Source organism: Acinetobacter sp. MYb191 (genome assembly GCF_037572605.1).
Classification (GTDB): domain Bacteria; phylum Pseudomonadota; class Gammaproteobacteria; order Pseudomonadales; family Moraxellaceae; genus Acinetobacter; species Acinetobacter johnsonii.
On sequence record NZ_JBBGZP010000008.1, the window covers coordinates 195,687 to 220,898 of the forward strand.

22 protein-coding genes and 3 tRNA genes are annotated in these 25,212 nt (G+C 41.8%); 17 read left to right on the forward strand and 8 right to left on the reverse strand.

The window, feature by feature from the left end:
- Window positions 1–57: 57 nt before the first annotated feature.
- Window positions 58–1,047 carry a LysR family transcriptional regulator gene (locus WH214_RS04125; RefSeq protein WP_005400438.1) on the reverse strand — a complete coding sequence of 330 codons (990 nt, stop codon included), beginning with the start codon at window positions 1,045–1,047 and terminating at the stop codon, window positions 58–60.
- Between the two features lie 635 nt (window positions 1,048–1,682).
- On the opposite strand from WH214_RS04125, the gene WH214_RS04130 reads away from it, so the two are divergent.
- Entirely contained in the window at window positions 1,683–3,287 is a 1,605-nt protein-coding gene (locus WH214_RS04130; RefSeq protein WP_004982675.1) for an isocitrate lyase, read from the forward strand.
- A 101-nt stretch (window positions 3,288–3,388) separates the two neighbouring features.
- Here WH214_RS04130 and WH214_RS04135 read toward each other — a convergent pair whose 3' ends face one another.
- Together WH214_RS04135 and WH214_RS04140 are read right to left on the reverse strand one after the other, a co-directional pair.
- Entirely contained in the window at window positions 3,389–3,763 is a 375-nt protein-coding gene (locus WH214_RS04135; protein ID WP_339422346.1) for a diacylglycerol kinase, read from the reverse strand.
- Window positions 3,764–3,975: 212 nt separating this feature from the next.
- On the reverse strand, window positions 3,976–5,115 hold the full coding sequence (locus WH214_RS04140) for a glycerophosphodiester phosphodiesterase (protein WP_339422347.1): 1,140 nt from the start codon (window positions 5,113–5,115) through the stop codon (window positions 3,976–3,978).
- 256 nt (window positions 5,116–5,371) lie between these two features.
- Here WH214_RS04140 and WH214_RS04145 point away from each other — a divergent pair, with 256 nt between their 5' ends.
- From WH214_RS04145 to WH214_RS04160, 4 genes are all read left to right on the forward strand, one after another.
- A complete protein-coding gene (locus tag WH214_RS04145; RefSeq protein ID WP_339422348.1) occupies window positions 5,372–8,476 on the forward strand; it encodes a multidrug efflux RND transporter permease subunit in 3,105 nt (1,034 codons plus the stop codon).
- A gap of 133 nt (window positions 8,477–8,609) precedes the next feature.
- Window positions 8,610–9,956 (forward strand): magnesium transporter, encoded by a 1,347-nt coding sequence (gene mgtE, locus WH214_RS04150; RefSeq protein WP_339422349.1) that lies wholly within the window; start codon window positions 8,610–8,612, stop codon window positions 9,954–9,956.
- A 115-nt stretch (window positions 9,957–10,071) separates the two neighbouring features.
- Window positions 10,072–10,665: a DUF4112 domain-containing protein gene (locus WH214_RS04155; RefSeq protein WP_087013185.1), complete on the forward strand. Its 594-nt coding sequence runs from the start codon at window positions 10,072–10,074 to the stop codon at window positions 10,663–10,665.
- A gap of 6 nt (window positions 10,666–10,671) precedes the next feature.
- The gene (locus WH214_RS04160; RefSeq protein WP_339422350.1) at window positions 10,672–11,037 is read left to right on the forward strand and encodes a bleomycin resistance protein; all 366 of its coding nucleotides are present in this window, start codon (window positions 10,672–10,674) and stop codon (window positions 11,035–11,037) included.
- A 72-nt stretch (window positions 11,038–11,109) separates the two neighbouring features.
- Here WH214_RS04160 and htpX read toward each other — a convergent pair whose 3' ends face one another.
- A complete protein-coding gene (htpX, locus tag WH214_RS04165; protein ID WP_004695643.1) occupies window positions 11,110–12,015 on the reverse strand; it encodes a protease HtpX in 906 nt (301 codons plus the stop codon).
- Between the two features lie 116 nt (window positions 12,016–12,131).
- Window positions 12,132–12,944: a lytic transglycosylase domain-containing protein gene (locus WH214_RS04170; protein WP_339992905.1), complete on the reverse strand. Its 813-nt coding sequence runs from the start codon at window positions 12,942–12,944 to the stop codon at window positions 12,132–12,134.
- A 563-nt stretch (window positions 12,945–13,507) separates the two neighbouring features.
- On the opposite strand from WH214_RS04170, the gene ttcA reads away from it, so the two are divergent.
- Together ttcA and WH214_RS04180 are read left to right on the forward strand one after the other, a co-directional pair.
- Window positions 13,508–14,431, forward strand: a complete 924-nt coding sequence (gene ttcA / locus WH214_RS04175) for a tRNA 2-thiocytidine(32) synthetase TtcA (RefSeq protein WP_004695645.1) — start codon at window positions 13,508–13,510, stop codon at window positions 14,429–14,431.
- Between the two features lie 227 nt (window positions 14,432–14,658).
- Window positions 14,659–15,042, forward strand: a complete 384-nt coding sequence (locus tag WH214_RS04180) for an SCP2 sterol-binding domain-containing protein (protein ID WP_004695646.1) — start codon at window positions 14,659–14,661, stop codon at window positions 15,040–15,042.
- 66 nt (window positions 15,043–15,108) lie between these two features.
- Here the strand turns inward: WH214_RS04180 and WH214_RS04185 are convergent, their stop codons facing one another.
- On the reverse strand, window positions 15,109–16,221 hold the full coding sequence (locus tag WH214_RS04185; RefSeq protein ID WP_339422351.1) for a transglycosylase SLT domain-containing protein: 1,113 nt from the start codon (window positions 16,219–16,221) through the stop codon (window positions 15,109–15,111).
- Between the two features lie 364 nt (window positions 16,222–16,585).
- Here WH214_RS04185 and greB point away from each other — a divergent pair, with 364 nt between their 5' ends.
- From greB to WH214_RS04220, 7 genes are all read left to right on the forward strand, one after another.
- The gene (gene greB, locus WH214_RS04190) at window positions 16,586–17,080 is read left to right on the forward strand and encodes a transcription elongation factor GreB (protein WP_339422352.1); all 495 of its coding nucleotides are present in this window, start codon (window positions 16,586–16,588) and stop codon (window positions 17,078–17,080) included.
- An 89-nt stretch (window positions 17,081–17,169) separates the two neighbouring features.
- Window positions 17,170–17,259: transfer RNA gene (locus tag WH214_RS04195), tRNA-Ser, on the forward strand.
- Between the two features lie 220 nt (window positions 17,260–17,479).
- Window positions 17,480–17,569, forward strand: a tRNA-Ser gene (locus WH214_RS04200).
- A gap of 220 nt (window positions 17,570–17,789) precedes the next feature.
- Window positions 17,790–17,879, forward strand: a tRNA-Ser gene (locus WH214_RS04205).
- A gap of 583 nt (window positions 17,880–18,462) precedes the next feature.
- Complete coding sequence (locus WH214_RS04210; RefSeq protein WP_339422353.1) at window positions 18,463–19,041, forward strand: TetR/AcrR family transcriptional regulator; 579 nt, start codon at window positions 18,463–18,465, stop codon at window positions 19,039–19,041.
- On the forward strand, window positions 19,038–19,943 hold the full coding sequence (locus WH214_RS04215; RefSeq protein ID WP_279732200.1) for a DMT family transporter: 906 nt from the start codon (window positions 19,038–19,040) through the stop codon (window positions 19,941–19,943). Before WH214_RS04210 ends, WH214_RS04215 begins: the two co-directional genes overlap by 4 nt.
- A gap of 25 nt (window positions 19,944–19,968) precedes the next feature.
- Window positions 19,969–20,841 carry an EamA family transporter gene (locus WH214_RS04220; protein ID WP_339422354.1) on the forward strand — a complete coding sequence of 291 codons (873 nt, stop codon included), beginning with the start codon at window positions 19,969–19,971 and terminating at the stop codon, window positions 20,839–20,841.
- A gap of 141 nt (window positions 20,842–20,982) precedes the next feature.
- On the opposite strand, the gene WH214_RS04225 is transcribed toward WH214_RS04220, so the two are convergent.
- Window positions 20,983–22,131, reverse strand: coding sequence for a DUF1624 domain-containing protein (locus tag WH214_RS04225; RefSeq protein ID WP_339422355.1), 1,149 nt, complete (start codon window positions 22,129–22,131; stop codon window positions 20,983–20,985).
- Between the two features lie 169 nt (window positions 22,132–22,300).
- Here WH214_RS04225 and WH214_RS04230 point away from each other — a divergent pair, with 169 nt between their 5' ends.
- The 3 genes from WH214_RS04230 to WH214_RS04240 all read left to right on the forward strand — a co-directional run bounded on the left by WH214_RS04230 (window position 22,301) and on the right by WH214_RS04240 (window position 24,336).
- Window positions 22,301–22,933: a TetR/AcrR family transcriptional regulator gene (locus WH214_RS04230; protein ID WP_339992909.1), complete on the forward strand. Its 633-nt coding sequence runs from the start codon at window positions 22,301–22,303 to the stop codon at window positions 22,931–22,933.
- 3 nt (window positions 22,934–22,936) lie between these two features.
- Complete coding sequence (locus WH214_RS04235) at window positions 22,937–23,914, forward strand: zinc-binding dehydrogenase (RefSeq protein WP_339422357.1); 978 nt, start codon at window positions 22,937–22,939, stop codon at window positions 23,912–23,914.
- A gap of 68 nt (window positions 23,915–23,982) precedes the next feature.
- Entirely contained in the window at window positions 23,983–24,336 is a 354-nt protein-coding gene (locus tag WH214_RS04240; RefSeq protein WP_339422358.1) for a DUF1304 domain-containing protein, read from the forward strand.
- Between the two features lie 78 nt (window positions 24,337–24,414).
- On the opposite strand, the gene WH214_RS04245 is transcribed toward WH214_RS04240, so the two are convergent.
- On the reverse strand, window positions 24,415–25,110 hold the full coding sequence (locus WH214_RS04245; RefSeq protein ID WP_339422359.1) for a pirin family protein: 696 nt from the start codon (window positions 25,108–25,110) through the stop codon (window positions 24,415–24,417).
- Window positions 25,111–25,212 lie beyond the last annotated feature (102 nt).

The following is a 25,212-nucleotide window of genomic DNA, read 5'->3' on the forward strand; positions in this document are numbered from 1 at the left end:
GTCTTCTATCATACCTGAGTTATTGGTATGAAAATGAATTATTTAGAGCTTGAATGCTTAATAATGTGAGAATTGCGAGTTATTGCCTAAAAACTCACGATTTTCTTCCTCAATCATTTGACGTGCCACATACAGAATCAGTTGTCTGAGCCAGCGATGTGCAGGATGGTGATGCAACAGTGGACACCATGCCATTTTCAACTCAAATTCTGGAATATAAAAAGGTGGATCTTTAATCAGGAGGTTTTGACTTTTGGCTTGTAGGCGTGCAATACGGGTAGGTAAAGTCGCGACTAAGTCTACATTTGAAGCCAATAGTGCAGGCATTTGATAATGTCGAGTGAAAACCGAAATTTTACGTTTTTGGCCAATCCGCTCTAAAGCTTGATCAATCCAACCTAAGCCTGCTTGTTTTTCAGGGTTAACACCGAAACCAACGCCCATACCTGTTTTAGAGACCCAAATATGCTGTGCATCGAGATAACTTTTTAGGTTTAAGTTGCTGGCAGCAGGGTGTTTACCATTGAGCAAACATGAAAAACTGTCACGCCAAACCAAAACTTGGTGGAAGCTTTGTGGAATTTCATTGAATCGGTTAATGGCTAGATCAACTTTACCTTGTTCCATATCACGATATGACACATCACTTGGGGTTAAGAAGTCTAAGACCACATTGGGTGCTTCTGAACGCAGTGCTTTAACGAGGCGGGGAACTAAGGTAGCTTCGGCATAGTCCGAAGTCATAATACGGAAAACACGGTTTGAAGTATAAGGACGGAACTCGGTACGAGGTTCCAAAATCATGGAGAGATCAGAAAGAGCGTCACGTATGCGGGGTTGTAATTCTAATGCTCGTTCGGTCGGTGTCATACCTTCAGAAGAGCGAATTAGCAGGGGATCATTAAATAAGTTACGAAGACGACGTAGAATATTACTCATTGCTGGTTGGGTGACACCCAATTGTTCAGCTGCTCGGGTTACATTTTTTTCGCGTAAAAGTACGTCCAAGTAAATTAAGAGGTTTAGATCAACCCGCTCCAGATTCATAAAATAAATACCGAGAATAAAATCATGAAATTATTTGCATTATGCCATAAGCCATCGGGCTTGTGTAATAAACTGACGAAAAAAAAAGCATCGGGTTGTACAAAGAATACCCCCTTCATTTTCTCAGGAAATGGATTTTTATGCTTAAAAATAGAGGGAGTCTCAGCCCAAAAAATGTCTCAATATGTGTGAATTGAGGCTCAGATTATTGCTTAGAAAATGGCTTGTTATTGGTGGAATAAAAGCGTGATAAATACTTTTTTACTGAGTTTTGAACTTTTGTCATTTCGGTCACATTAAGTATTGATTTTCGGTTGGGACTCTTTTTTTCAACGGCCGAGACTTAAGTCTAATGAAGAAATATTCGACAAAGTATGTGTTTTTCAGGTTTTTCTTATTTTACCTAAGTTTAATAATAACAATTACTTAATTTTGTTTTATCGAAATATAATTAGACTTTTATCTATGTATTTTTTAAATAAATACTGAAAATTAATGCAGAATATTGGATTAATTTATTCTGTCAATCTAATCTGTATTCATCGCAACGAAGCGCTCTAAATCTAAGCAAAAGCTTGAGGGTCTGATTTTAGCTTTTCGTTGAAGAAAATCCTAATATTATTACAGGAAATATCATGACTACATATCAAACAGCGATTGATGCAATCCGCGAATTAAAAGCAAAATTCGGTAGCACTTGGCGCGATATTAGCCCAGAAGATGCTGCACGTATGCAAATGCAAAACCAATTCAAAACTGGTTTAGATATCGCTAAATACACAGCTGCAATTATGCGTCGTGATATGGCTGCTTATGATGCTGACTCTAGCCAATACACACAGTCTTTAGGCTGCTGGCACGGTTTCATCGCACAACAAAAAATGATTGCGAACAAAAAATACTTCGGTACAACTGACCGTCGTTACATCTACCTTTCTGGTTGGATGGTAGCTGCACTTCGTTCAGAATTCGGTCCACTTCCTGACCAATCTATGCACGAAAAAACTTCAGTACCTGCGTTGATCGAAGAAATCTACACGTTCTTACGTCAAGCTGATGCGAAAGAATTAAACGACCTTTTCCGTGCGCTTAAAAAAGCAAACGAAGCAGGCGATACTGCTAAAGCTGCTGAAATCACTGCTCAAATCGACGGTTTCCAAACTCACATCGTACCAATTATTGCGGACATCGATGCTGGTTTCGGTAACGAAGAAGCGACTTACTTACTTGCTCGTAAAATGATTGAAGCTGGTGCTTGTGCACTACAAATCGAAAACCAAGTATCTGACGCGAAACAATGTGGTCACCAAGCTGGTAAAGTAACTGTTCCACACGAAGATTTCATCTCTAAAATCCATGCATTACGTTATGCATTCTTAGAAATGGGTCTTGATGACGGTATCATCGTTGCGCGTACTGACTCTGAAGGCGCTGACTTGACTCAAAAAATCCCAGTGGTTAAAGAGCCAGGTGACATCGCTTCTCAATACATCAGCTACTTAGACACAACTGAAATTGACATTGCTGATGCTCAAGAAGATGAAATCTTGATCAAGCGTAATGGTAAATTACACCGTCCTAAGCGTTTAGCTTCTGGTTTATATCAGTTCCGTGCTGACACTCAAATTGACCGTGTTGTACTTGACTGTGTATCTAGCCTTCAAAATGGTGCTGACCTTCTTTGGATCGAAACTGCGACTCCAAACGTAGAAGAAATCGCTCACATGGTTAACCGTGTACGTGAAACTGTTCCAAATGCGAAGCTTGTTTATAACAACAGCCCATCGTTCAACTGGACTTTAAACTTCCGTCAACAAGCTTACGACCGTTGGGTTGCTGAAGGTAAAGACGTTTCTGCTTACGACCGTGCTAAATTAATGAGCGCTGAGTATGATGCTACTGAATTAGCTGCTGATGCAGACGCTAAGATCCGTACATTCCAAGCAGATGCTGCTCGTGAAGCTGGTGTATTCCATCACTTGATCACACTTCCGACTTACCATACTGCTGCTCTTTCTACTCATGAGCTTGCACAAGGTTACTTCGGTTCTGAAGGTATGTTGGCTTATGTTGCTGGCGTACAACGTAAAGAAATCCGTGGTGGTATCGCTTGTGTTAAACACCAAGCAATGGCGGGTTCTGACATCGGTGATGATCACAAAGAAATCTTCTCTGGTGACAACGCTCTTAAAGCGCACGATGATGCTAAAAACACAATGAACCAATTCGCTGCTCACTAAGCACTGAACTGAGTCAAAAAAAACCCTGCGAAAGCAGGGTTTTTTTTGACTTGATTTTGAGCTTGTTGAATAGATTGAACGTGAAATATTGAACAAAAAGGTTAAGGCATCAGAATCAGCAGCCAAACAATAAAGATAATACTTAAAGAAACAAACTGTGCAGCACTACCCATGTCTTTGGCATTTTTTGAAAGCTCATGGCGCTCTAGTGAAATACGATCCACAATCGCCTCAATGGCTGAATTGAACAATTCAACAATAATTGCAAGTAAACAGACGGCTACCATGAGGGCTTGTTCTAAGCGACTGACAGCACAGAAAAAGCTTGTTGGAATCAGAATCAGGTTAATCAACAGGACTTGTCGAAAAGCTGCTTCGTGCGAAAATGCGGCCTTAAAACCTGAAATAGAATAATGAGTTGCATTAAAAATACGTTTAAAACCTGACTTGCCTTTGAGTGGGGAATATTGGCTCATACTATCAACCATTTTAAAATTTCAGCCACAATACATGATCTATATTAAAAGTCACTTAATTATAGTATTCAAAAAGTGCTTAATCTATGCGCACCTAAAATAAGGAGAAAGAGATTAAAAAGCCTGCTTTTTAATCTCTATAGTTAAAGGATGGATATGGGTTTGACGTCAACAAGATGCTTAAATGTCTTGTTTACTTTGTGTGACATATTCTATTTTTTCAAAAAAGCATCGGCGGCTTGACGACCTAAAGCGGGATCATCGGTAAAGACACCATCCACTCCAGCTTTAAAGAAAATCTCAAACTCAGCCAGTGCACCTTTTTCGCACTTTTCAGCGGCAATGGCGCTACAGTCTAAATAGTCTGCTAAGAAATTGTTTTCAGGGCGTAGGGTATAAGGATGTACTTTTAAGCCCACTGCGTGTGCATCGTTCACAAAACTGGTCGGGGTCACCGGCTGAGTATTCGGCACGATATAGGTTTTACTTGGCCCAACACCATGCGCATAACTTGCGACATCTTTTAGCCCTTGAGGCGTGGCCATATCACTATAGTGGAGTGTCGATTTGGCAAGCATAGCATCGGCAGGTTGTTCGGACTTGCTGCCATAGAGTTGAATAATTTTGGCATGTCGAATCGATTTTAATTGATCCAATTGCTGACGCATTTGTTTTAAATTACTGATTTCAAATGACTGGATATAAACCGGTGCAATGTCACGACTATAGGTGTGTTTGGCCAGCGTGGTTAATAGACGTTGCTCCATGGCTAAATTGAGACCTTGGAAATAGCTGGGATGTTTGGTTTCGATATACAGGCCCACAATTTTTCCTGTCTTTTTATAGTGCGCATCCACCAGCTCAATAATTTCATCTAAAGTGGGAAGATCAAATTGATCATTATATTGGGCATTTGCTGGACGAATCTCTGGAATACGTTCTCGTGCCTTCAGTTGCTTCAGCTCGTTTAAAGTAAAGTCTTCAGTAAACCAACCTGTGTAAGTTACGCCATCAACGATTTTACTGGTCTTGCGTTCTGCAAACTGCGGCAAGCTGCTGACATTGGTGGTTCCTCCGATTTCATTTTCATGGCGAGCGACTAAATAACCGTCTAGAGTTGGCACCAAATCAGGCTCAATAAAATCTGCACCATCATCAATCGCTTTTTGATAAGCGGCTAAGGTGTGTTCAGGGCGTAGCGCGCTGGCGCCGCGATGTCCAATAATAAGCAATGTCGGCTCAATGTATTCGGCGTTGTTTGGGGGCGGCTGGGACGCGGCATTATTCTTTTCATCATGATGACAGCCCAATAAACTTAAAAAAATAAAACTCAATAATGTTCTTTTTAACATGTGTTCCTCAACATTTTATTGTGGTGTTGCGGCTTCAGTGTTCAATTTTAATATCTCAGATCAATGACAAATTGCGAAAAATTACAGGATGTCATCAATTGGTCAAAAAGCTTTCTTCATAGTTTCTTCATATTTAGCTCTAATGTTCTATTTCATGTTGTTAAGTCTTGTTTTTTAATGATTCGTCATAGAAGATCAAGCATAAAGTGATACCAGTTTCTAGATCTAGCCTCAGACCCAAGAGTACCGCAGACCCATGCTGTCTAAATTTTTTATTCATCGTCCAATTTTTGCTGGTGTGCTGGCGATTATCGTGATGGCATTTGGTTTATTTGCCACCTTTCAGTTGCCTGTAGAGCGCTACCCCGATATTGCACCTCCGCGAATTACGGTGAGTGCAACATATACAGGTGCGTCGGCAGAGACGGTGGAGGAGAGCGTTACTCAGGTTTTAGAACAGCAAATTAAAGGGATTGATCATTTACTGTATTTTAGTTCGAGTAGTGACTCGAATGGCCGTAGTCGAATCAGCATTAGTTTTGAAAATGGAACCGACCCAGATACCGCTCAGGTTCAAGTTCAAAATGCCATCAATGGGGTGATTAACCGTTTACCAGAAGATGTACAGCGTCAAGGGGTCAATGTCTATAAGTCGCTTGGCGATACGCATATGGTGATTGGCCTATATGACCAAACAGGCAAAAGCAGCAATATTGCACTGTCAGATTATATGATGACGCATTTGGAGCAAGATTTAGCCCGTATTGATGGGGTTGGCGAGGTTGATGTTTTTGGTGCGCAGTATGCCATGCGCTTATGGCTGAATCCGCATAAACTGCGTCAATATGGACTGATGCCGAGTGATATTCGTGCGGCGGTTGAAGCGCAAAACACGCAAGTGGCCGCAGGAGCAATTGGCGAGTTACCCAGCCTGTCAGATCAATATTTAAATGCCAAAGTCACCTCTGGTACACGTTTAAAAACCGTTGTAGAATTTGAGAACATCATTGTCAAATCGACCCGCGATGGCAGTTTTATTTATTTAAAAGACGTCGCACGGGTGGAACTGGGCGCGGAAAATTACCAGTCATTTAATACCATTAATGGTTTTCCTTCAGCGGGGATGGGCATTTCACTGTCTTCAGGGGCTAATGCACTGGCAACTTCGGCATTGATCAAACAAGAAGTCAGCCGATTGTCCTCAAAACTGCCTGAAGGCTATCAAATTGTTTATCCACGTGATAACACGCCTTTTGTGCAAGAGTCGATTAAGGAAGTGGTCAAAACACTGTTTGAAGCAGTGCTTTTGGTGATTGTGGTCATGTTTGTCTTTTTGCAAAATTGGCGTGCAACGCTGATACCGACCATCACTGTGCCTGTTGTAATTTTGGGCACGCTGGCCATTCTGTATGTGCTCGGGATGAGTATCAACACCTTAACCTTATTTGCATTGGTCTTAGCGATCGGGCTTCTGGTGGATGATGCGATTGTGGTGGTGGAAAACGTTGAGCGGCTGATGCATGAACAGCAGATGAGTGCTCAACAAGCCTCGATTGCATCGATGCAGGAAATCAGTGGGGCATTAATTGGGATTACTTTGGTGTTAACCGCAGTATTTATTCCCATGGCCTTTTTCGGCGGCTCGACAGGAGTGATCTACCGTCAGTTTTCAATGACCTTAGTTGCTGCCATGGCGCTATCGCTGCTGGTCGCATTAATTCTAACGCCTGCACTATGTGCCTTAATTTTAAAACCCAATGATAAATCGGCACGATGGGCAACTTGGTTTAATCTGAAGTTAGATCAGCTAAAACAGCGTTATTTAAAACTGAGTACTCAGACCATTCAGCACAGTAAAATCATGCTGGTGGTTTTTGTAGCGTTAATTGCCGTCTTTGCATTGTTTTATCGAGCATTACCGACCAGTTTTATTCCCAGTGAAGATCAGGGTATTTTAAGTGTGCAGTTTAAACTGGCCGATGGCGCACCGCTGAGTCAAAGCCGTGTGGTGGGAGAAGAAATTCGGCAATACTTTTTAGACCAAGAACAGGCCAATATCAATTTAGTGATGATCCGCTATGGGCGTAATTTCTCAGGAACAGGACAAAATTTAGGTCAGGGTTTTATTGCGTTGAAACATTGGGATGAACGTAAGGGGAAAGAGAACTCCGCACAAGCGATTCGAGAACGGGCGATTGCTCATTTTAGGTCGCATCGAAATGCACAAATTAATGTAAATATGCCGTCTTCAGTCAGTGGCTTAGGGCAAACCGATGGCATGGAGTTTTGGATACGTGATATCAATGGCGAAGGTCGTGCTTATTTAGAAGCACAGTTCAAAACTTTGCAAGATGCATCCAAGCAGTATTCTAGTTTTAGCAATTTAGATAAACGTTCTAACCCAGATAAAGCCGAACTCAAAGTGGATGTAAACCAAAAACAAGCTTTGGCCAATGGGCTGAGTCAGACCGCCATTAATAGCACCTTATCCAGTGCTTGGGGCGGAAGTTATATCAATGACTTTATTGACCGTGGTCGGATTAAACGGGTGATTATGCAAGGGGATGCCGAGTTTCGTTCAAAACCTGACGATCTTCAAGCGTGGACCGTACGGAATGATTTGAACCAAATGATTCCTTTTACAAATTTTGCCCAAGTGTCTTGGAGCGGAGGCCCTGAGGTGGTGAATCGCTTTATGGGCTATACCGCACTAGAAATGGAGGCGGATACAGCACAAAATGTCAGTTCGGGACAAGCCATGCAAGACGTTCAAAGCATGGTACGAGGGCATGATGGTATAGATTTGGCTTGGAGTGGATTATCGTTCGAGGAAAACAAGTCCAATAACCAAGCATTGCTGCTGTATTTGGTCTCCATAGGTTTTATCTTTTTATGCCTTGCTGCACTTTATGAAAGTTGGAGTATTCCAACGGCAGTCATGAGTGCGATTCCACTCGGTATCGGTGGGAATATTCTGTTCAGTTATCTGACGGGTTTTCCGAATGATATTTACTTCCAAATTGCCTTGCTGACCACAATTGGTCTGTCCTGTAAAAATGCGATTTTAATTGTGGAATTTGCTTCATTGGCGCAGCAAAAAGGCCAGACTGCAATTGAAGCTGCCTTGGAAGGAGCAAGCTTACGGTTACGCCCGATTTTAATGACGTCTTTGGCTTTTGGCGCGGGTGTCACACCTCTGGTCTTTGCCTTTGGTGCAGGGGCAGCAAGCCGTCAGGAAATTGGGGTGAGTGTACTCGGTGGCGTGATTTTTGGCACGGTATTAGTGTTGCTATTTATTCCTTTAATGTATGTCTTGGTTCGCCGTGTGTTTCATGGACGAACACCTCAGGACGAAGTTTAAGCTTGAATCCGAAACATTCGTATGCAGCGAATAGGCAAAGCGAACCTTTAACCCAATCAGGCTGAAAGGCCTGACATTTAAAGATCCTTTGCTATACTCGCATAGATAAAGAAAAACAATATTTGAGTGGTGTATGCCAAATCCGTCATTTTCACAGCAAGATTTCCAAGAGCAATTAAATCAGCCCGATAACCATGCTTTTATCCAAAGTTTGAAACAGTACAGCACTGCGGATTTGGCTGATATTTTAATGGGCCTGCCTATAAATGACCAAATTCGCCTATTGGAACAATTACCACAAGCCAGTTATGTCTTTGAGTTTTTAGCATTAACTGAGCAGCAGCAGCTAGCAGCGCAATTGCCTCAGGCTTTGCTGCTGAAGCTACTGGCTCATATGCATTCGGATGATCGCACCGATTTATTTCAAAGCTTAGCGCAGGACGTTCAAGGTCATATTTTTCCGCAGTTAGACGCGCATGTTCAAGCTCAGCTGAAGACCTTGATGGATTATCCAGCCGAGTCTGCGGGTGCAATTATGAGCACTGAGGTTATTACGGTACATGCCGAAATGACCATGCAACAGGCGATTCAACATATACGACAGCATGCAGCGGAAAGTGAAACTTTATATCTCATCTATGTGACCGATGCCTCGCGTTATTTACACGGTGTGATTTCGCTGCGGCAAATTATCCAGTCTCCGCCTGAGCAATTGATTGGACAGGTTATGACTAGCCATGTCATCACGGGTTTAGTCAGTGAGGATCAGGAAAGTATTGCACAGAAACTGGCTCATTATGATTTTATGGCTTTGCCCATTGTCGATGAGCAGCAGCGCCTATTGGGGATTGTGACTTATGACGATGCAATGGATGTGGTACAACAAGAAACCACAGAAGATATTCTAAAAAGTAGTGCGGTTGCGGCCAGTCCGCAGATGAGTATTAAAACGGCTCCAATCCTCTTATTGTATAAGAAGCGGGTGTTTTGGTTGGTGTTTCTGGTTTTTGGTAGTTTACTCTCAGGGCTGGGAATTGCGCACTTTGAAGACTTGATTGCGGCACATATTGTTTTGGTATTTTTCCTACCTTTACTGGTGGGAAGTGGGGGAAATGCGGGGTCTCAATCCGCAACCTTAATGGTACGTGCACTGGCAACCGGTGATGTACATTTTAAAGACTGGTTTTATTTGCTAGGACGTGAAAGTTTGGTTGCGCTGTGCTTGGGTGGAACCATGGCAACGGCAGTCTCCATCTTGGGCTATTTCCGTGGGGACATTCTGGTCGCCGTAGTATTGGCACTGAGTATGATGGGCATTGTGTTGATGGGTTGTCTGATTGGTATGAGTCTGCCATTTATCTTAAACCGCATGAAACTCGACCCAGCCAGTGCATCTGCACCTTTGGTCACCTCAATTTGTGATGCGTCAGGCGTGGTGGTATATCTGCTGATTGCGTCGCAAATTTTGACCTTGTCTTAAGCTTATAAGCAATTGTTTCAGCACAAAGTTAGCACAGAAAAAAGTCATAAAAACCAGCATAATTCAGTGGTTTTATGATGTTAATGTGGTTGAAATGATGGAGGTCAGTAACAACATGCCTGAACCCTTAGAACAAAAAAAAATGAGCCAGCAAGATGTCATTCGTTTAGAGCGTGATTTGGCCAAATATGCCAATATGATGGATTCTGTGGTGCGTATTCCGTTCACCAAGCAGGGTGTCGGTGCCGATGCTGCGTTGAGTACTGTTCCGATTGCTGGTGATATCGCTGGTTTTGCCCTAACGTGTTATGCCATTTATAAAGCCAAGCAAATTGGCGTACCGCAAGAGAAATTGAGTCCAGTATTGAAGCTGGCTATGCTTGATGCTGTGGTCGGTTTTATCCCCGTGTTAGGGACATTGTTTGATATTTTTATACGTCCGAGTCGTAAAGCACTGGATGTGGTTCATGACCATATTCGGGAAGAATACCAAATCCATTCAGAACATCATGTGACGCATCCTTTTCTCCATGAAAAATTGGAAAAGAAACAGCAACAATCCGCATTTTGGCGAAATCCAGTAGTGGCATGGCTTTGGCTACACATCCCCGATTTGTTTGGACTGATCTTTTTGGTGTGTTTTATGGGCTTATTGTGGTGGGGTGGTAGTGTGATGTGGCATTGGTTACAGGGACTAAACTTAGGATAGCCACTCATGAAATTTGAAGGTCAGATTACGGCAAATTTGCCAGCGATTGATTTGGCGTGCACTGCTTTATTTTATCAAAGCTTGGGCTTTGATCTGGTTTATCAGTCCGCAGAGTGGATGATTCTGCGTTTGGGCGAAATGACACTGGAATTTTTCCATCATCCGCATTTAGACCCTAACAGTTCATGGCATAGTGCCTGTATACGCGTAGCGGAAATTCAACCCTATTATGAATACTGGTCTAAAGTGAATTGGTCGTTGTGGGAAAGCGCTCGTATGACCTATATTCAGGATTTTGACGAGATCCGCCAGTTTTGTATTGTTGACCCAAATGGCAGTTTATTACGCTGTATCGAAGTGACGATTGAATAAAAATGTTCTGTTATGCAGAGTCACAAAAAAGCCTCCAAGTGGAGGCTTTTTAAAATCTTGTGAACGAATTGTTTATGGACAATCGAGCTGTTGTAAAGCAGCAACACGTTGTTCAATCGTCGGGTGAGTTTGGAACAAAGCGGCTAAACTAAAGCCTTGTTCTTGACCTGCCGCGATCGCAAACGCTTTCATTTCTTTAGGCATCGCATCTGGAAGTTGTGACTCCGCTTGTAAGCGTAACAAGGCTGAAATCATTGCTTGTTTGCCTGCAAGACGCGCGCCTGCTTCATCTGCACGATATTCGCGGTAGCGGGAGAACCACATCACGATTGCAGAAGCTAAAATACCAAAGACAATATCAAGCACGATGGTAATGGCAAAATAAGCTAAACCTGGTGCTTCACCGTCTTCACGACCAAAGACATTACGGTCAATGAAATCACCTGCGACACGTGCAAAGAACATCACAAAGGCGTTCACTACACCTTGAACGAGCGCCAAAGTCACCATGTCACCATTGGCGACGTGACCAATTTCGTGAGCCAAAACTGCACGAAGCTCGTCTTTATTCATACGCTCAAGTAAGCCGGTAGAAACTGCAACTAATGCATCGTTCTTGTTCCAACCTGTAGCAAAAGCATTAGATTGGTAAGACGGGAAAATACCGACTTCTGGCATTTTAATACCAGAACGTTGCGCCAATTGAGCGACTTCTTGTAACAACCATGCTTCAGCTTGGTTGCGCGGGGCATTTGGGTCAATTAACTCTGTACCAGTTGTTTTTTTCGCCATCCATTTTGACATGAATAGAGAAATCATTGAGCCAACCATACCAAAGACAAAACAGATAACCAGTAGGTTACCTAGATTTAAGCCACCCGCGCCATGGTAACTACCGACACCGAAGAGTGACAAGATAATGCCAGCTACAACCAGTACCGCGAGGTTGGTTAGCAAGAACAAACCAATCCGCATCATTGAGAAAATCCTCTTATAATAAAAAAATAATCTGATTTATAAATCGAAAATCATTGATCTCAATATGAGGTGAAACTCTTCAAAATTCAAGAAAAATAATAAAACTGCTATAAAAATTATTCTGAAATTTGGATGCGGGCAGAGGCGGTTGCATTGGCGGTGGCATAGGAACCCGGCGCATCAGTAAAACTGCCATCGGCTGCGAGGATAATTTGACGTGAAGGTGCGCTACGACTCACACTGAGTTGTGTGCTTGGAGAAGAGTCTGCATCGTAATGTGCAGATTGTGCAATGACTTGAGCATTGGCCGGTGTGTTATTCGAGCCTGAAGAGATGTTGATCCCGCCCGCATATAAATTGCTATAACGGCTACTCACCCGGCGAACATAGTCTTGAGTTTCACGGAAGGGTGGAATACCACCGTACTTTTGTACATTGCCTTCGCCGGCATTGTAGCCTGCGAGCGCAAGACTAGTGTTGCCGTTAAAGCGTTTCATCAGCCATGCCAAATACTTGGCACCCGCATTAATGTTTTGCTGTGGATCATATGCATTAGAGACATTAAAGCGCCGTGCTGTCGCAGGCATGAGTTGCATTAGACCTTGAGCCCCAACAGGTGAGCGTGCATTCACATTAAAGCCTGATTCGGTATGCATGACCGCTTTAATTAAGCCTTCAGAAACACCATGGGTTTGAGCCGCTTGTCTAATAATGTGGTCAAAAGCATTTTTGTTGCGACTATAACTGGGCAATACGGAAGATTCAGAGGCCCCCCAGTTACTATAACTATGGATATTACTGTCTGGATAATAGGTTTTCTTTTCGACTTTTAAGTTGCTATAACGACTTTGTTTATTGGTTAACAAGGTCGTGCCGTTGGAATCTCTCAATTGGTAGATGGTTTGACCCGCGTGACAATCCAGTGCCATGAACGAAATCGTCATACACCCCAAAACGTAAAACACGACTCAAAAGCAGCTTATTTTTCATTATCTATTATTAATCGTAAAAAAATCGATTTCAGTGACTAGAAATGAGTTTAGCAAAAAAAGAACCGTCTGAAACTATTTTAAGTTCAAAAAATCCATGTCTTTGTAAAAATCAAGTCAAATTGTTGAGCAAGTAATCAAAAAAAATAATTAATTTATTTTTAATGAGGATTGCTTGACTGGGTTAAGCTATTGAAATTTAATGGTAAATAAATTGATCAAAAAATGATCGATTTAAATAGAAGCCTTAAAGAGTGGGGGGAACACCCTGTCAAGTCGATTAGAATCCACAAAGTTATCCCCAGCTTTTGTGGAAAAATGTGGAAAAGTCCAAAACATAAGCAGTTCAGCTAAAATATGAACGCAATCGTTCAAAGTTAAACCGATTTCAATACATGAATATGACAGCAATGACAATTCATGAGAATTTACATTCTTTAGGTGCGAGATGGCTGTGAATCGGATAAAATTGCGCGGTATTTTTTTTAAGGTTTAACTCGTCTATGTTCTCGCCAGTTGAGTCCAATCAGGGATTTAATTTTAAACCAGAACTACCCACTAGCTCTGCGTATTATCGTCTGTTGAAAAAGTTACGCCGTCAGGTGGGTCATGCCATTCGCGATTTTAAAATGATCGAAGAAGGCGATAAAGTGATGGTCTGCATCTCCGGTGGTAAGGACAGTTATACCTTGCTCGATATTATGTTGCAGTTTAAACGCATTGCACCGATCAATTTTGATGTGGTGGCTGTGAATTTGGACCAGAAGCAACCCGGTTTCCCTGAGGACGTGTTACCACGTTATTTAGAAGAGAATAATATTCCCTACTATATCTTAGAAAAAGACACCTACAGCATCACCAAACGCTTAACGCCTGAAGGCAAGACCTACTGCGCAGTTTGTTCACGCTTACGCCGTGGCTCTTTATACGGCTTTGCGCAAGAAATTGGCGCGACCAAAGTGGCGTTGGGGCATCACCGTGATGATATCTTGGCGACTTTCTTCTTGAACTTATTCCATGGCGGCAGCTTAAAGGCGATGCCTCCTAAATTGTTATCGTCAGATAAAAAGAACATCTTGATTCGCCCACTGGCTTATGTGGAAGAAAAAGACATCATTAAATATGCTGAAATGCGTCAGTTCCCGATTATTCCGTGTAACTTGTGTGGTTCTCAGGAAAATCTGCAACGTGCCATGTTAAATGACATGTTGCGTGAGTGGGATAAAGCACATCCAAAGCGTCTACACAGTATTTTTGGCGCTTTGCAGAATGTTTCGCCATCGCAGTTGGCAGATCGTGAGTTATTCGACTTTGAAGCGTTAGATAGCGAACGTGAATTCGACTTTAAAGGTGAAAGTTGTTCAACGGAAGATGAACCGGAGAACAAACGCATTAACATGGTTAATCTTGGCTTTGCAGCAGACTAATTTTGTCAGTTAGGCCAATGCAAAACACCAATCAACGATTGGTGTTTTTTTTATGTGGATGATTTTGATAAACTTTGTATAAGAAATATAAAATATGAACGGTACGTACAAAAAACTTTAGGCACATGTAGGATATACATGCTATAACAATCTCCGAGCATATTTAGCTTCACAATGATGCCGTCTGGATAGGCAGCACACAACGAACAAAGAATTGAGGAAACATCATGCCTGCTTTTTTAACTGATGATTGGTTTTCAACTGTAGAAACATTAACTGCTCAAGCGGGGAATTTGAACCTGCCGCCAGCACTTGCGAATCTTGCAATTAACTTAGTTGTTGCTGACAATGCGGGTAATACCGAATTATCTTTAGATGGTGGCGCAATTAAAAAAGGTTTGTCTTCGAACGCGAAAACAACCTTGAACATGGATGCTGAAACACTACGTAAAGTGTTCCTTGAGTTTGATATGGCTGCAGCAATGCAAGCGTTCATGACGGGTAAAATAAAAGTTCAAGGTGATATGTCACAGTTGATGGCATTGCAAACAGCGAAGCCAAGCCAAGAGCAGAAAGATTTATTTAAGAAAGTGCTTGAGCAAACGGCTTAAGTGTTCTGAAATAAAAAAAGCTTACCTATAAAGGTAAGCTTTTTTTATGCCACTAGAGATGATCTTTTAGATATTGACCAGCTGCGGCGTGGTTTTAATGTGCTCAAGATAAGCCCGGATACGCGTAACATATTGAAGCGCTTGACGGTAGCGACCATTTTTGGCTTGGTTATGCTCTAAGTAAGCATACAAATTGAGCCAGTTATTGGGATCTTTACCTTGTGCCTGAATGCGTTTTTGAATCTGATTCACCGCACCCGGTCCCATATTGTACGCAACCAATGCATACCAGTTACGGTCAGGGAAGGGGATATCCTCATAGCGACTCAGCATTTGGTCGTAGTACTTGGCACCACCTTGAATGCTTTGCGCTGGATCGGTACGGTTACTTACACCCATGGCTTTGGCTGTGCTATTGGTCAACATCATCAAACCACGAACACCCGTGGGAGAAACGGAGTTCGGTTTAAGATAAGACTCTTGATAACCAATCGCTGCTAATAAGTGCCAATCTAAATCGTACTTTTGCGCTGTGCTTTTAAAACTGGCCTTATAGATTGGCATACGCTGACGCAAATCACGTTGAATCGTATTCCAGTTTTCAGGCTTCACGACATTACGGTTGTAAAAAGAGGCCAATTGACCAATTGAACCAGATTGTTTACCACGGCAGACGAATCCACTCGCCGTTTGCGTCAATGGATCATTCGCATGTTTAAACACCCAGTTCAGCTCAGTATTGAGGCCATTTTTACGTAAAACGTTTAAATCACCACAAGTTGCAGAAAAGGTTGCGAGACTTTTTTGTTCAATCGTTTGAACACTTGCCGTCGTCATTGCAAAATTTGCTTTGCCCTGTGCTACCCATTTAAGTGCTGTAGCATTATCGGGGACGGTTTTGAAGTCTAGCTTTACATTTAAGCTGTCTGCATAGTTACGTGCAAGGTCATAACCAAAACCATGCAAATGCTGACCATCTTTAAAAACGGTCGTTGGGTTTTCCACTGAAACGACAGTCAATTTATTATGATTGACGACGTTATCATATTGGTAGGTCTTACTTGCATTAATACTATGAAATGGAATTAACAAAGTACTTAAAGCAAGGGCTTTCAACGGGAGAGAGAAAGTTAATGAATTAAGGCAAAGCCTCGATCCAGAAGTTGAACTACTGTGCATGTTGTCTCCGCTACAAGTAATTTATGCCCTAGAACGTAAAGGCAAAAACATGCCTTAAAACGAGTTCAAGTTGTCTAAATTCAATAAGAGGTTGGGCATTCATGACGTCATTCAAAATGACATGGGATTAAGAAGATTATGTAGAAAAACTACATAGATTAAAAAATAGGCAACTAATTTAGATGTGCGCATAATATATAGCAATTTTAAAAGTGTCAAATTTTGTGCAATATTTTTTTGAAAAATGTAACGTAACGATTTAATTTAATTCATGAATTTATTTTATAAACTTCTGTTGTGGAGAAATAAGGGATAAAATAATCCTTTGTTGTAAATCAATAAGCAGATTTAGACGGCATTCATCATGAAATCAAACTTAATTACACGTGCTGGTCACGACAAATTGGTGGCGGAATTAAAGCAGCTTTGGCATGAAGAACGCCCTGAAATTACCAAGAAAGTAAACTGGGCGGCGAGCCTTGGTGATCGTAGTGAAAACGCGGATTATCAGTACAACAAACAGCTTTTACGTAAGATTGATCGACGGGTTCGCTACTTGGGAAAACGCCTCGAAGAACTTCGTATTATCGACTTTTCTGAAGAGCAGGCTGGCAAGATTTATTTTGGGGCTTGGGTCGAGATTGAAAATGACGCAGGGGAGCAAAAAACCTTACGCATCGTCGGGGTGGATGAAATTTATGATCATCACCCGCAGCACATCTCGATTGACTCACCGATGGCACGGGCTTTACTCTCTAAACAAGTCGATGATGAAGTTGAAGTGTTGACGCCAACTGGAAAAAAACACTGGTATGTCAATTCAATTCGTTATGACAGACCTGAAAGTTCAGAGAACTAAAAGATTTTGTTTTAATTTTAGCCACTTGGTGTGATTTTTGAAGAAAAGTATTTGCCAAGTAGATTGAATGTTTATATGATGTCGCCCATGGAAGCGTGGCAGAGCGGTTTAATGCACCGGTCTTGAAAACCGACGAGGGTGTGAGTCCTCCGTGAGTTCGAATCTCACCGCTTCCGCCAAATTCAAAAAACCTGACTGAGTCAGGGTTTTTTTTATGCCTTTTTTAAAGTTAATTTTTAAAAGATGCCAGAGTTATTGATCAATTTTCCATCCTATAGAGGCTGTAAATTTAATATCTTATTGAGATTGAATATTTTTTAGCTGAATAGTGGCTTTTTGCAGGCCATGAGATGAAAAATATTTGCCAAAAAATATTTTTATTTATATGATAGCGCCCATGGAAGCGTGGCAGAGCGGTTTAATGCACCGGTCTTGAAAACCGACGAGGGTGTGAGTCCTCCGTGAGTTCGAATCTCACCGCTTCCGCCAAATTCAAAAACCCTGACTGAGTCAGGGTTTTTTTTATGCCTTTTTTAAAGTTAATTTTTAAAAGATGCCAGAGTTATTGATCAATTTTCCATCCTATAGAGGCTGTAAATTTAATATCTTATTGAGATTGAATATTTTTTAGCTGAATAGTGGCTTTTTGCAGGCCATGAGATGAAAAATATTTGCCAAAAAATATTTTTATTTATATGATAGCGCCCATGGAAGCGTGGCAGAGCGGTTTAATGCACCGGTCTTGAAAACCGACGAGGGTGTGAGTCCTCCGTGAGTTCGAATCTCACCGCTTCCGCCAAATTATTTTTAAATACAAATTAAAACTAATCATTAATCGATAACCCAAGTTTAAGTTGGGCTATTACGTCAAGTAGTGTGGGGAACACCACATAGATCGGCAGTGATCAAATTCTAAAAAAAGCAGTCAGACCTTCTCTTACTGCTTTTTTTTATTTAAGGTATTTAACCTTCTTTTATAGTATTCAGCTATAGCTTGAGTTGTCCAACTCGATCCCTTTTTAGATTCGCTATTCGTTTTTAGACAAGCAGTTATAGAGACTACACTGTTGTGCTATGTAGTAGTCGTTTTGGTAGATCAGTTTTTCGAAAGTTTCTCAATTTCATCTGAACGGTTCTTAACATCCTTCGTTTGGTTTATCTAGTAACTTCTTACCTATAAGTTGGAACTACATATGATTTGTAAAAGTATAGAGCGATAGTTCCGTTTCGTTTTTTTTATACCGCCATTGCGATGGGTCGATTGAAGGGTATTCTCCCGTATTTGATTCATCTGATATTTCCTTCATTAAATAAGCAAAGGTGTCTTGCATATTTTTACAGATTCTATAAATTAGTTAGATCGGTCTACTTAGTTGAGTGTGATGAATACGAAAACTGCGAAACAGAAAATTTTAGATGCAGCCGCGATTTTGTTTTATAACGATGGCATCACCAGTACAGGGATTAACAGCATTACCGATAAGGCCAAAGTTGCCAAAATGTCCTTATATAATAATTTCCCGACCAAGGCTGACTTGATCACTTCTTATATAGAAGCACGGCATCAAGAGTGGTTAGATTTGTATGCGCTTCGAAACCAACAAGCACATACTCCTATTGATAAAATTGTCGCGGTTTTTGAAGCCTATCAAGACTATGCTGAGTTTGCCTATGAAAAAGGCTTTAGGGGCTGTGGTTTGTTGAATGCTGCTGCTGAGTTCCCAGCGCACAGCGCCGAGCGCTTGGCTGTGAAAGCGCATAAGGATGAAATTGAAAACATTATCTCTACACAGCTTGCCTATATTATTTCGGACGCAGACAAGGTTAAACAAATGGCTTTGTTGTTGTCTTTTATTCTAGAGGGATCGATTGCGCGAGCAGGCTTGGAAAGCTCGAGTGAAAAAGTGCAAGCTGCAACAGCGATGGTGAAAACACTTTTAGCACAGGAAATCAGCACGTGAATCAGTCTGTTTCTGTAGTACCAAATTATGGTTTTATTGCAGTGCTGTTCGCTGCTTTTCTATGGGGAACGACGGGCACAGTCGCATCTTTTGCACCCAACTTGAGTCCTTTGGCGGTTGGCGCTGCGGCAATGGGCGGTGGTGGACTGTTACAGGCACTTTTGGCGCGAAAAAGTATTATCTACCATCTGGTACATGTCAAAGCCAATGCAGTGATGCTCGGTGTAGGTGTAATTGCGGTTTTTATTTATCCGTTGGCCTTTTATTCATCTATGCACTATGCAGGCATCACCATTGGGACAGTCGTGTCGATTGGTACGGCGCCTTTATTTACCGCACTTTTAGAAAGGGTGTTTGACCGAAAAGCACTTTCAATGACATGGCTGATGAGTTTTATCTTGGGGGTGACGGGCGTTGCGCTACTTTCACTCGGGGAATCACATGCTGTGTCAACCACGGAAAATCTATCCCAAAACCGACCAATGTTGGGTATTGCTTTAGGGGCGGTTGCGGGATTGACCTATGCTTTATATTCTTGGGCGGCAAAACGAATGATTGACCAAGGAATGGATGCAAAAGCGTCTATGGGGCTCATCTTCGGACTTGGCTCTTTATTATTACTTCCGACTTTATGGATAACGGGTTCAAACTTGTTTGAAGAAAACATCAACCTTTATGTCGTGGGTTATATGATGTTGATTCCAATGTTTTTGGGCTATGTTTTATTTGGATATGGCTTAAAAACTGTGCCTGCCAGTAAAGCCATTACTTTGACACTGTTTGAACCTTTGGTTGCTGCTGTTTTTGCAATCCTGTTGGTGGGAGAACAACTTGCACCAATCGGTTGGATTGGGATGGTTTTAATTTCAATCTGCTTAGCATTACTCACCAAAGCAAAGTAAATTTTCTGATTGGGTCGTTTCATACATGATGATACATAAACAAGAAACAGCACTTTTCGCAGCCGTATTGTCTTTAATTTCAGTACAAGTGGGTGCCGCGTTTGCAAAAATGCTTTTTCCCATCCTCGGAGCTGAAACGGTCGCTTTGGTGCGTTTAGGTTTATCCGCAGTCTTTTTATGGATTGTGTTTCAGCCATGGAAAACTTTTCGTCAAAATAGCATGGAATGGAAAGATCTCTTTTGTTATGGCGTGATTTTAAGCTTGATGAATTTACTTATTTATAAAGCCTTTTCCTATATGTCGGTCGGGATCGCGATTTCAATTGAGGTCTTAGGGCCTTTGGCTGTGGCTATTTTTATGTCACGAAATAAATCGGACTTTGTCTGGGGTGGCTTATCGCTGATTGGTTTAATCTTATTTCCCTTAGGGAAGGCGGATAATAACTTTAGCTATATTGGCATGTTATATGCGCTTGGTGCAGCCATCTGCTGGGGACTGTATATTATTTATGGCACCAAAGTGGCCAAAGGCGGCAGTAACACGGTAGCAATCGGCATGATGATTGCTACGCTATGTATTGTTCCTTTTGGAATATCTAATGTTGGACAGGCTTTTAGTACATATGGGGTATTTGGTCTATGCATCGTGGTGTCATTGCTGTCGAGTTGTATTCCATTTTTACTGGATATTTTTGCAATGAAGCGTTTGTCACCCAAAATATTTGGGGTGTTGTTAAGTACTTCACCAATCGTCAGTGCATTGGCGGGGTGGTGCATTTTAGGTGAAAATTTAAACCTTTATCAACTTACAGGGGTGTCAATTATCATGGCATCGTGTGCAGGGTTTTTCTATTGTTCTTATCAAAAGACAGTCGTTGCTCAAACATGTGCAGACTAGGTCTGTTTATAACAGTTGAAGCAGGACAGTACTGTGCATATAAGCGCCATTATTGATAACCCGATATAAGGTCAAGATTGATGCCTCGTTGGACTAAGCATCAATCTTATTTCAGTGAAATTGGCTATACACCTTAAATCCTTAGAGGTATTTAAGAATGCGAATGTGTTTGTTTTTATGTTTAAAGGCTGAAAATTTCAACATCAACGGATAGAGAGCCACAGTTAAAATAATCGAAATGAGCCAGAGAGTGGAGACATGATCGACGCCGAAGTATTCGCCATGGTTCGTGCCAAACAGTGCGACCGCAATGAGATAGAGGGCTTTCAGCACATATAAGTGTACGATATAGAAGAACATCGGCACGGAACCAAAGACAATCAAGGGTTTGACCCAAGGTTTACTTTCAACCCTTTGAAGTAACACTAGCAGGACTAAGCCTAGCCCGACATTCCACAAAATAAACAGCAGCGATGGCGGATACTTGGTCAGATTTAAAAAACTCATAACAGTTTCAGTGCTGGTCGGCATGACAGACCATGCTTGATCGCCATAGAAATTAACCATTCTTAAAACGATAAATAAGCTGATACTGGCAAGCCCGAAGCCTAATAAGATTTGATTTCTTTTCGCGACATCATGTGTGCTGTTAAATATGGTATGACCGATGCAATAGCCAAGGGTAATCACCCCAATCCAAGGCAGTACTGGGTAGGAGGTTCTAAACCGAATCAGATCTCCAAATTCGATCCAACCACGTTCATGTAAAATAAACCACAGATTTTGCAGGATAGGTATTTGTGAAAATGACACTTGATCCAGTGCATTATGTCCAAAAATAATGCTGAGGCTGATCACCCAGAGCCATTTTTGCGATAGCCCAATCAAGCCTGCTAAAACCACCATACTGAGACCAATGGCCCAAATCACTTGTAAATAGATGACATCGGGCGGGAACTGTCCAGTCCAAGCGAAGTTGATAATGATCAGTTCGAGAAAAATCAGAAATAGACCGCGTTTGAGTAAAAATTCACGGGTCATTTGAACGCTGTTATTTTTTGCTTGGTAAAGATAAGCCGATAAGCCTGTTAAAACCACAAAAACAGGGGCACATAAGTGAGCCAAGATCCGACTAAAGAAAAGGGATTCTTCGGTTCCTGGAATCAGCATCGGGTCGGGGACTTGCTGGTGGAGATAAAAAGTTTCTCTGACATGATCGACCATCATAATGAGAATAACCAATCCTCTGAGGGCGTCAATCGCTTGTAAACGTTGTGAAGGTGTAGACATAAGATGAATTGAAAATTGGTGTTATGGTATAATGTAACATTTATTTCAGTCATTTATATCTAAAATTTAATCAGTAAAATTTATATGTAATCCAATGGTTCGAGATGAAGTATCGAAAAGATGCATTATTTTATAGACGACTGGTCTATTATTGATTTATAGTGTGTATATGAAACGATCATATAAAAGTGAAGCAACACGACTACACATTTTAAATAGCAGTTTTCAACTGGTGTTACATAAAGGTTTTGTCGGAGTGGGCTTACAGGAAATTCTAAAGAATTGTGATGTGCCAAAAGGTTCATTCTATTATTACTTTGCTTCGAAAGAGGCTTTCGGCTGTGCGCTACTCCAGCAGTATCTGGCCGACTATAAAGTCAAAATCGATCAGCTGATACAGCAAGAACAGCGAAGCGCCTATGCAAGTCTCGTGGCACTTTGGCAAGCATGGATTGATAACCCATCACATATTGAAAGTGGTGTTGAACATCATAGCGATGGGGGTTGGGCGGAGAGTTGTTTGATCGTCAAATTGGCAGCAGAAGTCTCAGATTTATCTGAAGATATGCGTCAGATTTTGAACTTCGGGGTGCGTAAGTTAACAGAACGTATTTCGGGTCTAATCCAAGCAGGGCAGCAAGACGGTTCAATTCCAGCGCATATTGACGCTGAAAAAATGGCACAGACGATGTATCAACTGTGGTTGGGGGCAGCTTTATTGGCAAGACTGGCCCAAGATAAGCAACCCCTTTACCTCGCTTTGGAAACTACCCAACAACTATTACAACCGATAAAGGAATAGCAAATGCAAAGTATTATTCATCACCATTTTGGTGAACCTGTTGAAGTCTTGGAAGCTGCGGATATGCCGCAACCTGAGCTGAAAGCGGGTGAAGTACGTATTAAAATGATTCTATCGCCAATGCATAACCATGACGTGTGGACAGTTCGTGGCAGTTATGGTTATAAACCCACACTGCCTGCAATTGGTGGCAGTGAAGCAGTGGGCGTGATTGATGCGCTTGGTGAGGGTGTACAAGGCGTATCGATAGGGCAGCGTGTAGCGGTTGCAGGAATTCATGGTAGTTGGGCTGAGTATTTTATTGCGCCAGCGCATGGCGTTGTGCCTTTAACTGATGCGATTGATGATGAAACGGCAGCGCAGTTGATTGGGATGCCGATCAGTGCACTGATGCTTTTAGATTTTATCGACTTGCCGGCAGATTCTTGGTTGATTCAGAACACTGCCAATGGTGCAGTGGGTAAAACCGTAGCAATGATTGCAAAAGCGCGTGGTCAAAAGGTGATTCATTTGGTTCGCCGTACTGAGGCTGTAGCTGAAATGCAGGCCTTAGGCATTCAAAATGTGGTGGCAACAGACCAAGCCGATTGGAAGGAACAAGTCAAAGCGATTCATGCAGATCAGCCATTGATCGCGGGTGTAGACTCCATTGGTGGTCAGGCCAGTGGTGAAATGTTGGCTTTGCTGAGTGAAAATAGTCTATTGGTTTCATTTGGCAGCATGACGGGTGAGACCATGCAGATTTCTTCGGGAGATCTGATTTTTAAACAAGCCACAGTCAAAGGTTTTTGGGCGAGTGTGGTGAATAAGCAATTATCTGCTGAACGCAAAAAGGCGTTAATTGTGGAGTTATTGACGCTTGCTGCACAGAAAAAATTACTGCTGCCTGTTGAAGGTATCTTCAGCTTTGCACAAATTAAAGATGCGGCACTCAAAGCGACGCAAGGCGCGCGTCAGGGTAAAGTACTTTTGAAACCTTAACTGTTTTTCGACCTAGATCAGCTGTGAAGCTGATCTAGCATCATTCATCAAAAATAAGGATAAAGTGTATGATGGGACAAATCTTAATTACTTTAATTGCACTATTGCATGTGTATATTTTAGTTTTAGAGATGTTTTTATGGGATAAGCCCTATGGTTTAAAAGCCTTTGGCAATACGCCTGAAAAAGCACAACTGACCAAAGTCATGGCGCAAAATCAGGGTTTATACAATGGTTTCTTGGCTGCAGGTCTATTTTGGGCGCTATGTGCACCTGAAACTTATGCACTGCCACTGGCCAATTTCTTTTTAGGCTGCATTTTGGTTGCTGGGATTTATGGTGGCCTGACCGCCAGTAAGAAAATTATCTACATCCAAGCCTTACCTGCTGCTGTGGCGTTACTTGCGGTGAATTTTCTCTAAGCCAAATGAAAAACTGCTTGAGTTCTACATTAAAAAAAGCCAACGTCTAGACGTTGGCTTTTTATTGTGAGTGATGACTTATTTGACTTCAGGCAAATCAAACCAAATCACTTGTGCTTCTTCCAAAGCTTTAACGTCGCTTGCTTCTAAGAAAGCAATCGCGTCGCCTGCATGAAGAATATGTTCTGCAACTTGGATTGAACCTGAAATCACATGCACATAGTTAATATGCTGTGTAGCTTTAACTTCTAGCATTTGATCTTTTTCAATCACAGCCGTTTTGACTTCGGCATTTTGACGAATATGCATTGCAGCATTGTCATTTGGACCACAAATCACATGCCATTGATTTGGCTGCTCATGTGGATCAAGACGAATCTGCTGATAGGTTGGCGCTGCATCTCTTTGATTTGGGGTAATCCAAATTTGTAGCAAATGTACTGGCTCATCACCCTGATTCATTTCACTGTGCTGTACACCCGTACCGGCACTCATCAGTTGCCATTCACCTGCTGAAATACCGCCGTGGTTGCCCATGCTGTCTTTATGGGTGATGGTACCTTTGAGCACACAGGTCAAGATTTCCATGTTGTCATGGGGGTGTTGCCCAAAACCTTGATGACCTGCGACCAAGTCATCATTGATCACACGTAATGCACTTACGCCCATATATTTAGGGTTATACCAACTGCCAAAAGAAAAGCTGTGTTTAGACTCTAGCCAACCGATATTGACATGACCGCGGTCTTGACTGCGATGAATGAAAGCATCCATTTTGAACTCCAATCTTATTTTTAATCTATGGAGGAATTTTAGCGTTTTATATTTATCGCTAAAATAGTAAATTTGCAATGTTGCGTTTCAATATTGAAATGA

What these genes read in the sequence shown, in the direction of transcription:
- WH214_RS04155 (WP_087013185.1), top strand. Translation starts at nt 10,072, where the DNA reads ATGCCTGAACCCTTAGAACAAAAAAAAATGAGCCAGCAAGATGTCATT.
- WH214_RS04225 (WP_339422355.1), bottom strand. Translation starts at nt 22,131, where the DNA reads ATGTCTACACCTTCACAACGTTTACAAGCGATTGACGCCCTCAGAGGA.
- WH214_RS04235 (WP_339422357.1), top strand. Translation starts at nt 22,937, where the DNA reads ATGCAAAGTATTATTCATCACCATTTTGGTGAACCTGTTGAAGTCTTG.
- WH214_RS04210 (WP_339422353.1), top strand. Translation starts at nt 18,463, where the DNA reads ATGAATACGAAAACTGCGAAACAGAAAATTTTAGATGCAGCCGCGATT.
- mgtE (WP_339422349.1), top strand. Translation starts at nt 8,610, where the DNA reads ATGCCAAATCCGTCATTTTCACAGCAAGATTTCCAAGAGCAATTAAAT.
- WH214_RS04145 (WP_339422348.1), top strand. Translation starts at nt 5,372, where the DNA reads ATGCTGTCTAAATTTTTTATTCATCGTCCAATTTTTGCTGGTGTGCTG.
- WH214_RS04185 (WP_339422351.1), bottom strand. Translation starts at nt 16,221, where the DNA reads ATGCACAGTAGTTCAACTTCTGGATCGAGGCTTTGCCTTAATTCATTA.
- WH214_RS04240 (WP_339422358.1), top strand. Translation starts at nt 23,983, where the DNA reads ATGATGGGACAAATCTTAATTACTTTAATTGCACTATTGCATGTGTAT.
- WH214_RS04180 (WP_004695646.1), top strand. Translation starts at nt 14,659, where the DNA reads ATGCCTGCTTTTTTAACTGATGATTGGTTTTCAACTGTAGAAACATTA.
- WH214_RS04230 (WP_339992909.1), top strand. Translation starts at nt 22,301, where the DNA reads ATGAAACGATCATATAAAAGTGAAGCAACACGACTACACATTTTAAAT.
- WH214_RS04220 (WP_339422354.1), top strand. Translation starts at nt 19,969, where the DNA reads ATGATGATACATAAACAAGAAACAGCACTTTTCGCAGCCGTATTGTCT.
- ttcA (WP_004695645.1), top strand. Translation starts at nt 13,508, where the DNA reads ATGTTCTCGCCAGTTGAGTCCAATCAGGGATTTAATTTTAAACCAGAA.
- htpX (WP_004695643.1), bottom strand. Translation starts at nt 12,015, where the DNA reads ATGATGCGGATTGGTTTGTTCTTGCTAACCAACCTCGCGGTACTGGTT.
- WH214_RS04135 (WP_339422346.1), bottom strand. Translation starts at nt 3,763, where the DNA reads ATGAGCCAATATTCCCCACTCAAAGGCAAGTCAGGTTTTAAACGTATT.
- WH214_RS04140 (WP_339422347.1), bottom strand. Translation starts at nt 5,115, where the DNA reads ATGTTAAAAAGAACATTATTGAGTTTTATTTTTTTAAGTTTATTGGGC.
- WH214_RS04130 (WP_004982675.1), top strand. Translation starts at nt 1,683, where the DNA reads ATGACTACATATCAAACAGCGATTGATGCAATCCGCGAATTAAAAGCA.
- WH214_RS04160 (WP_339422350.1), top strand. Translation starts at nt 10,672, where the DNA reads ATGAAATTTGAAGGTCAGATTACGGCAAATTTGCCAGCGATTGATTTG.
- greB (WP_339422352.1), top strand. Translation starts at nt 16,586, where the DNA reads ATGAAATCAAACTTAATTACACGTGCTGGTCACGACAAATTGGTGGCG.
- WH214_RS04170 (WP_339992905.1), bottom strand. Translation starts at nt 12,944, where the DNA reads ATGGCACTGGATTGTCACGCGGGTCAAACCATCTACCAATTGAGAGAT.
- WH214_RS04125 (WP_005400438.1), bottom strand. Translation starts at nt 1,047, where the DNA reads ATGAATCTGGAGCGGGTTGATCTAAACCTCTTAATTTACTTGGACGTA.
- WH214_RS04245 (WP_339422359.1), bottom strand. Translation starts at nt 25,110, where the DNA reads ATGGATGCTTTCATTCATCGCAGTCAAGACCGCGGTCATGTCAATATC.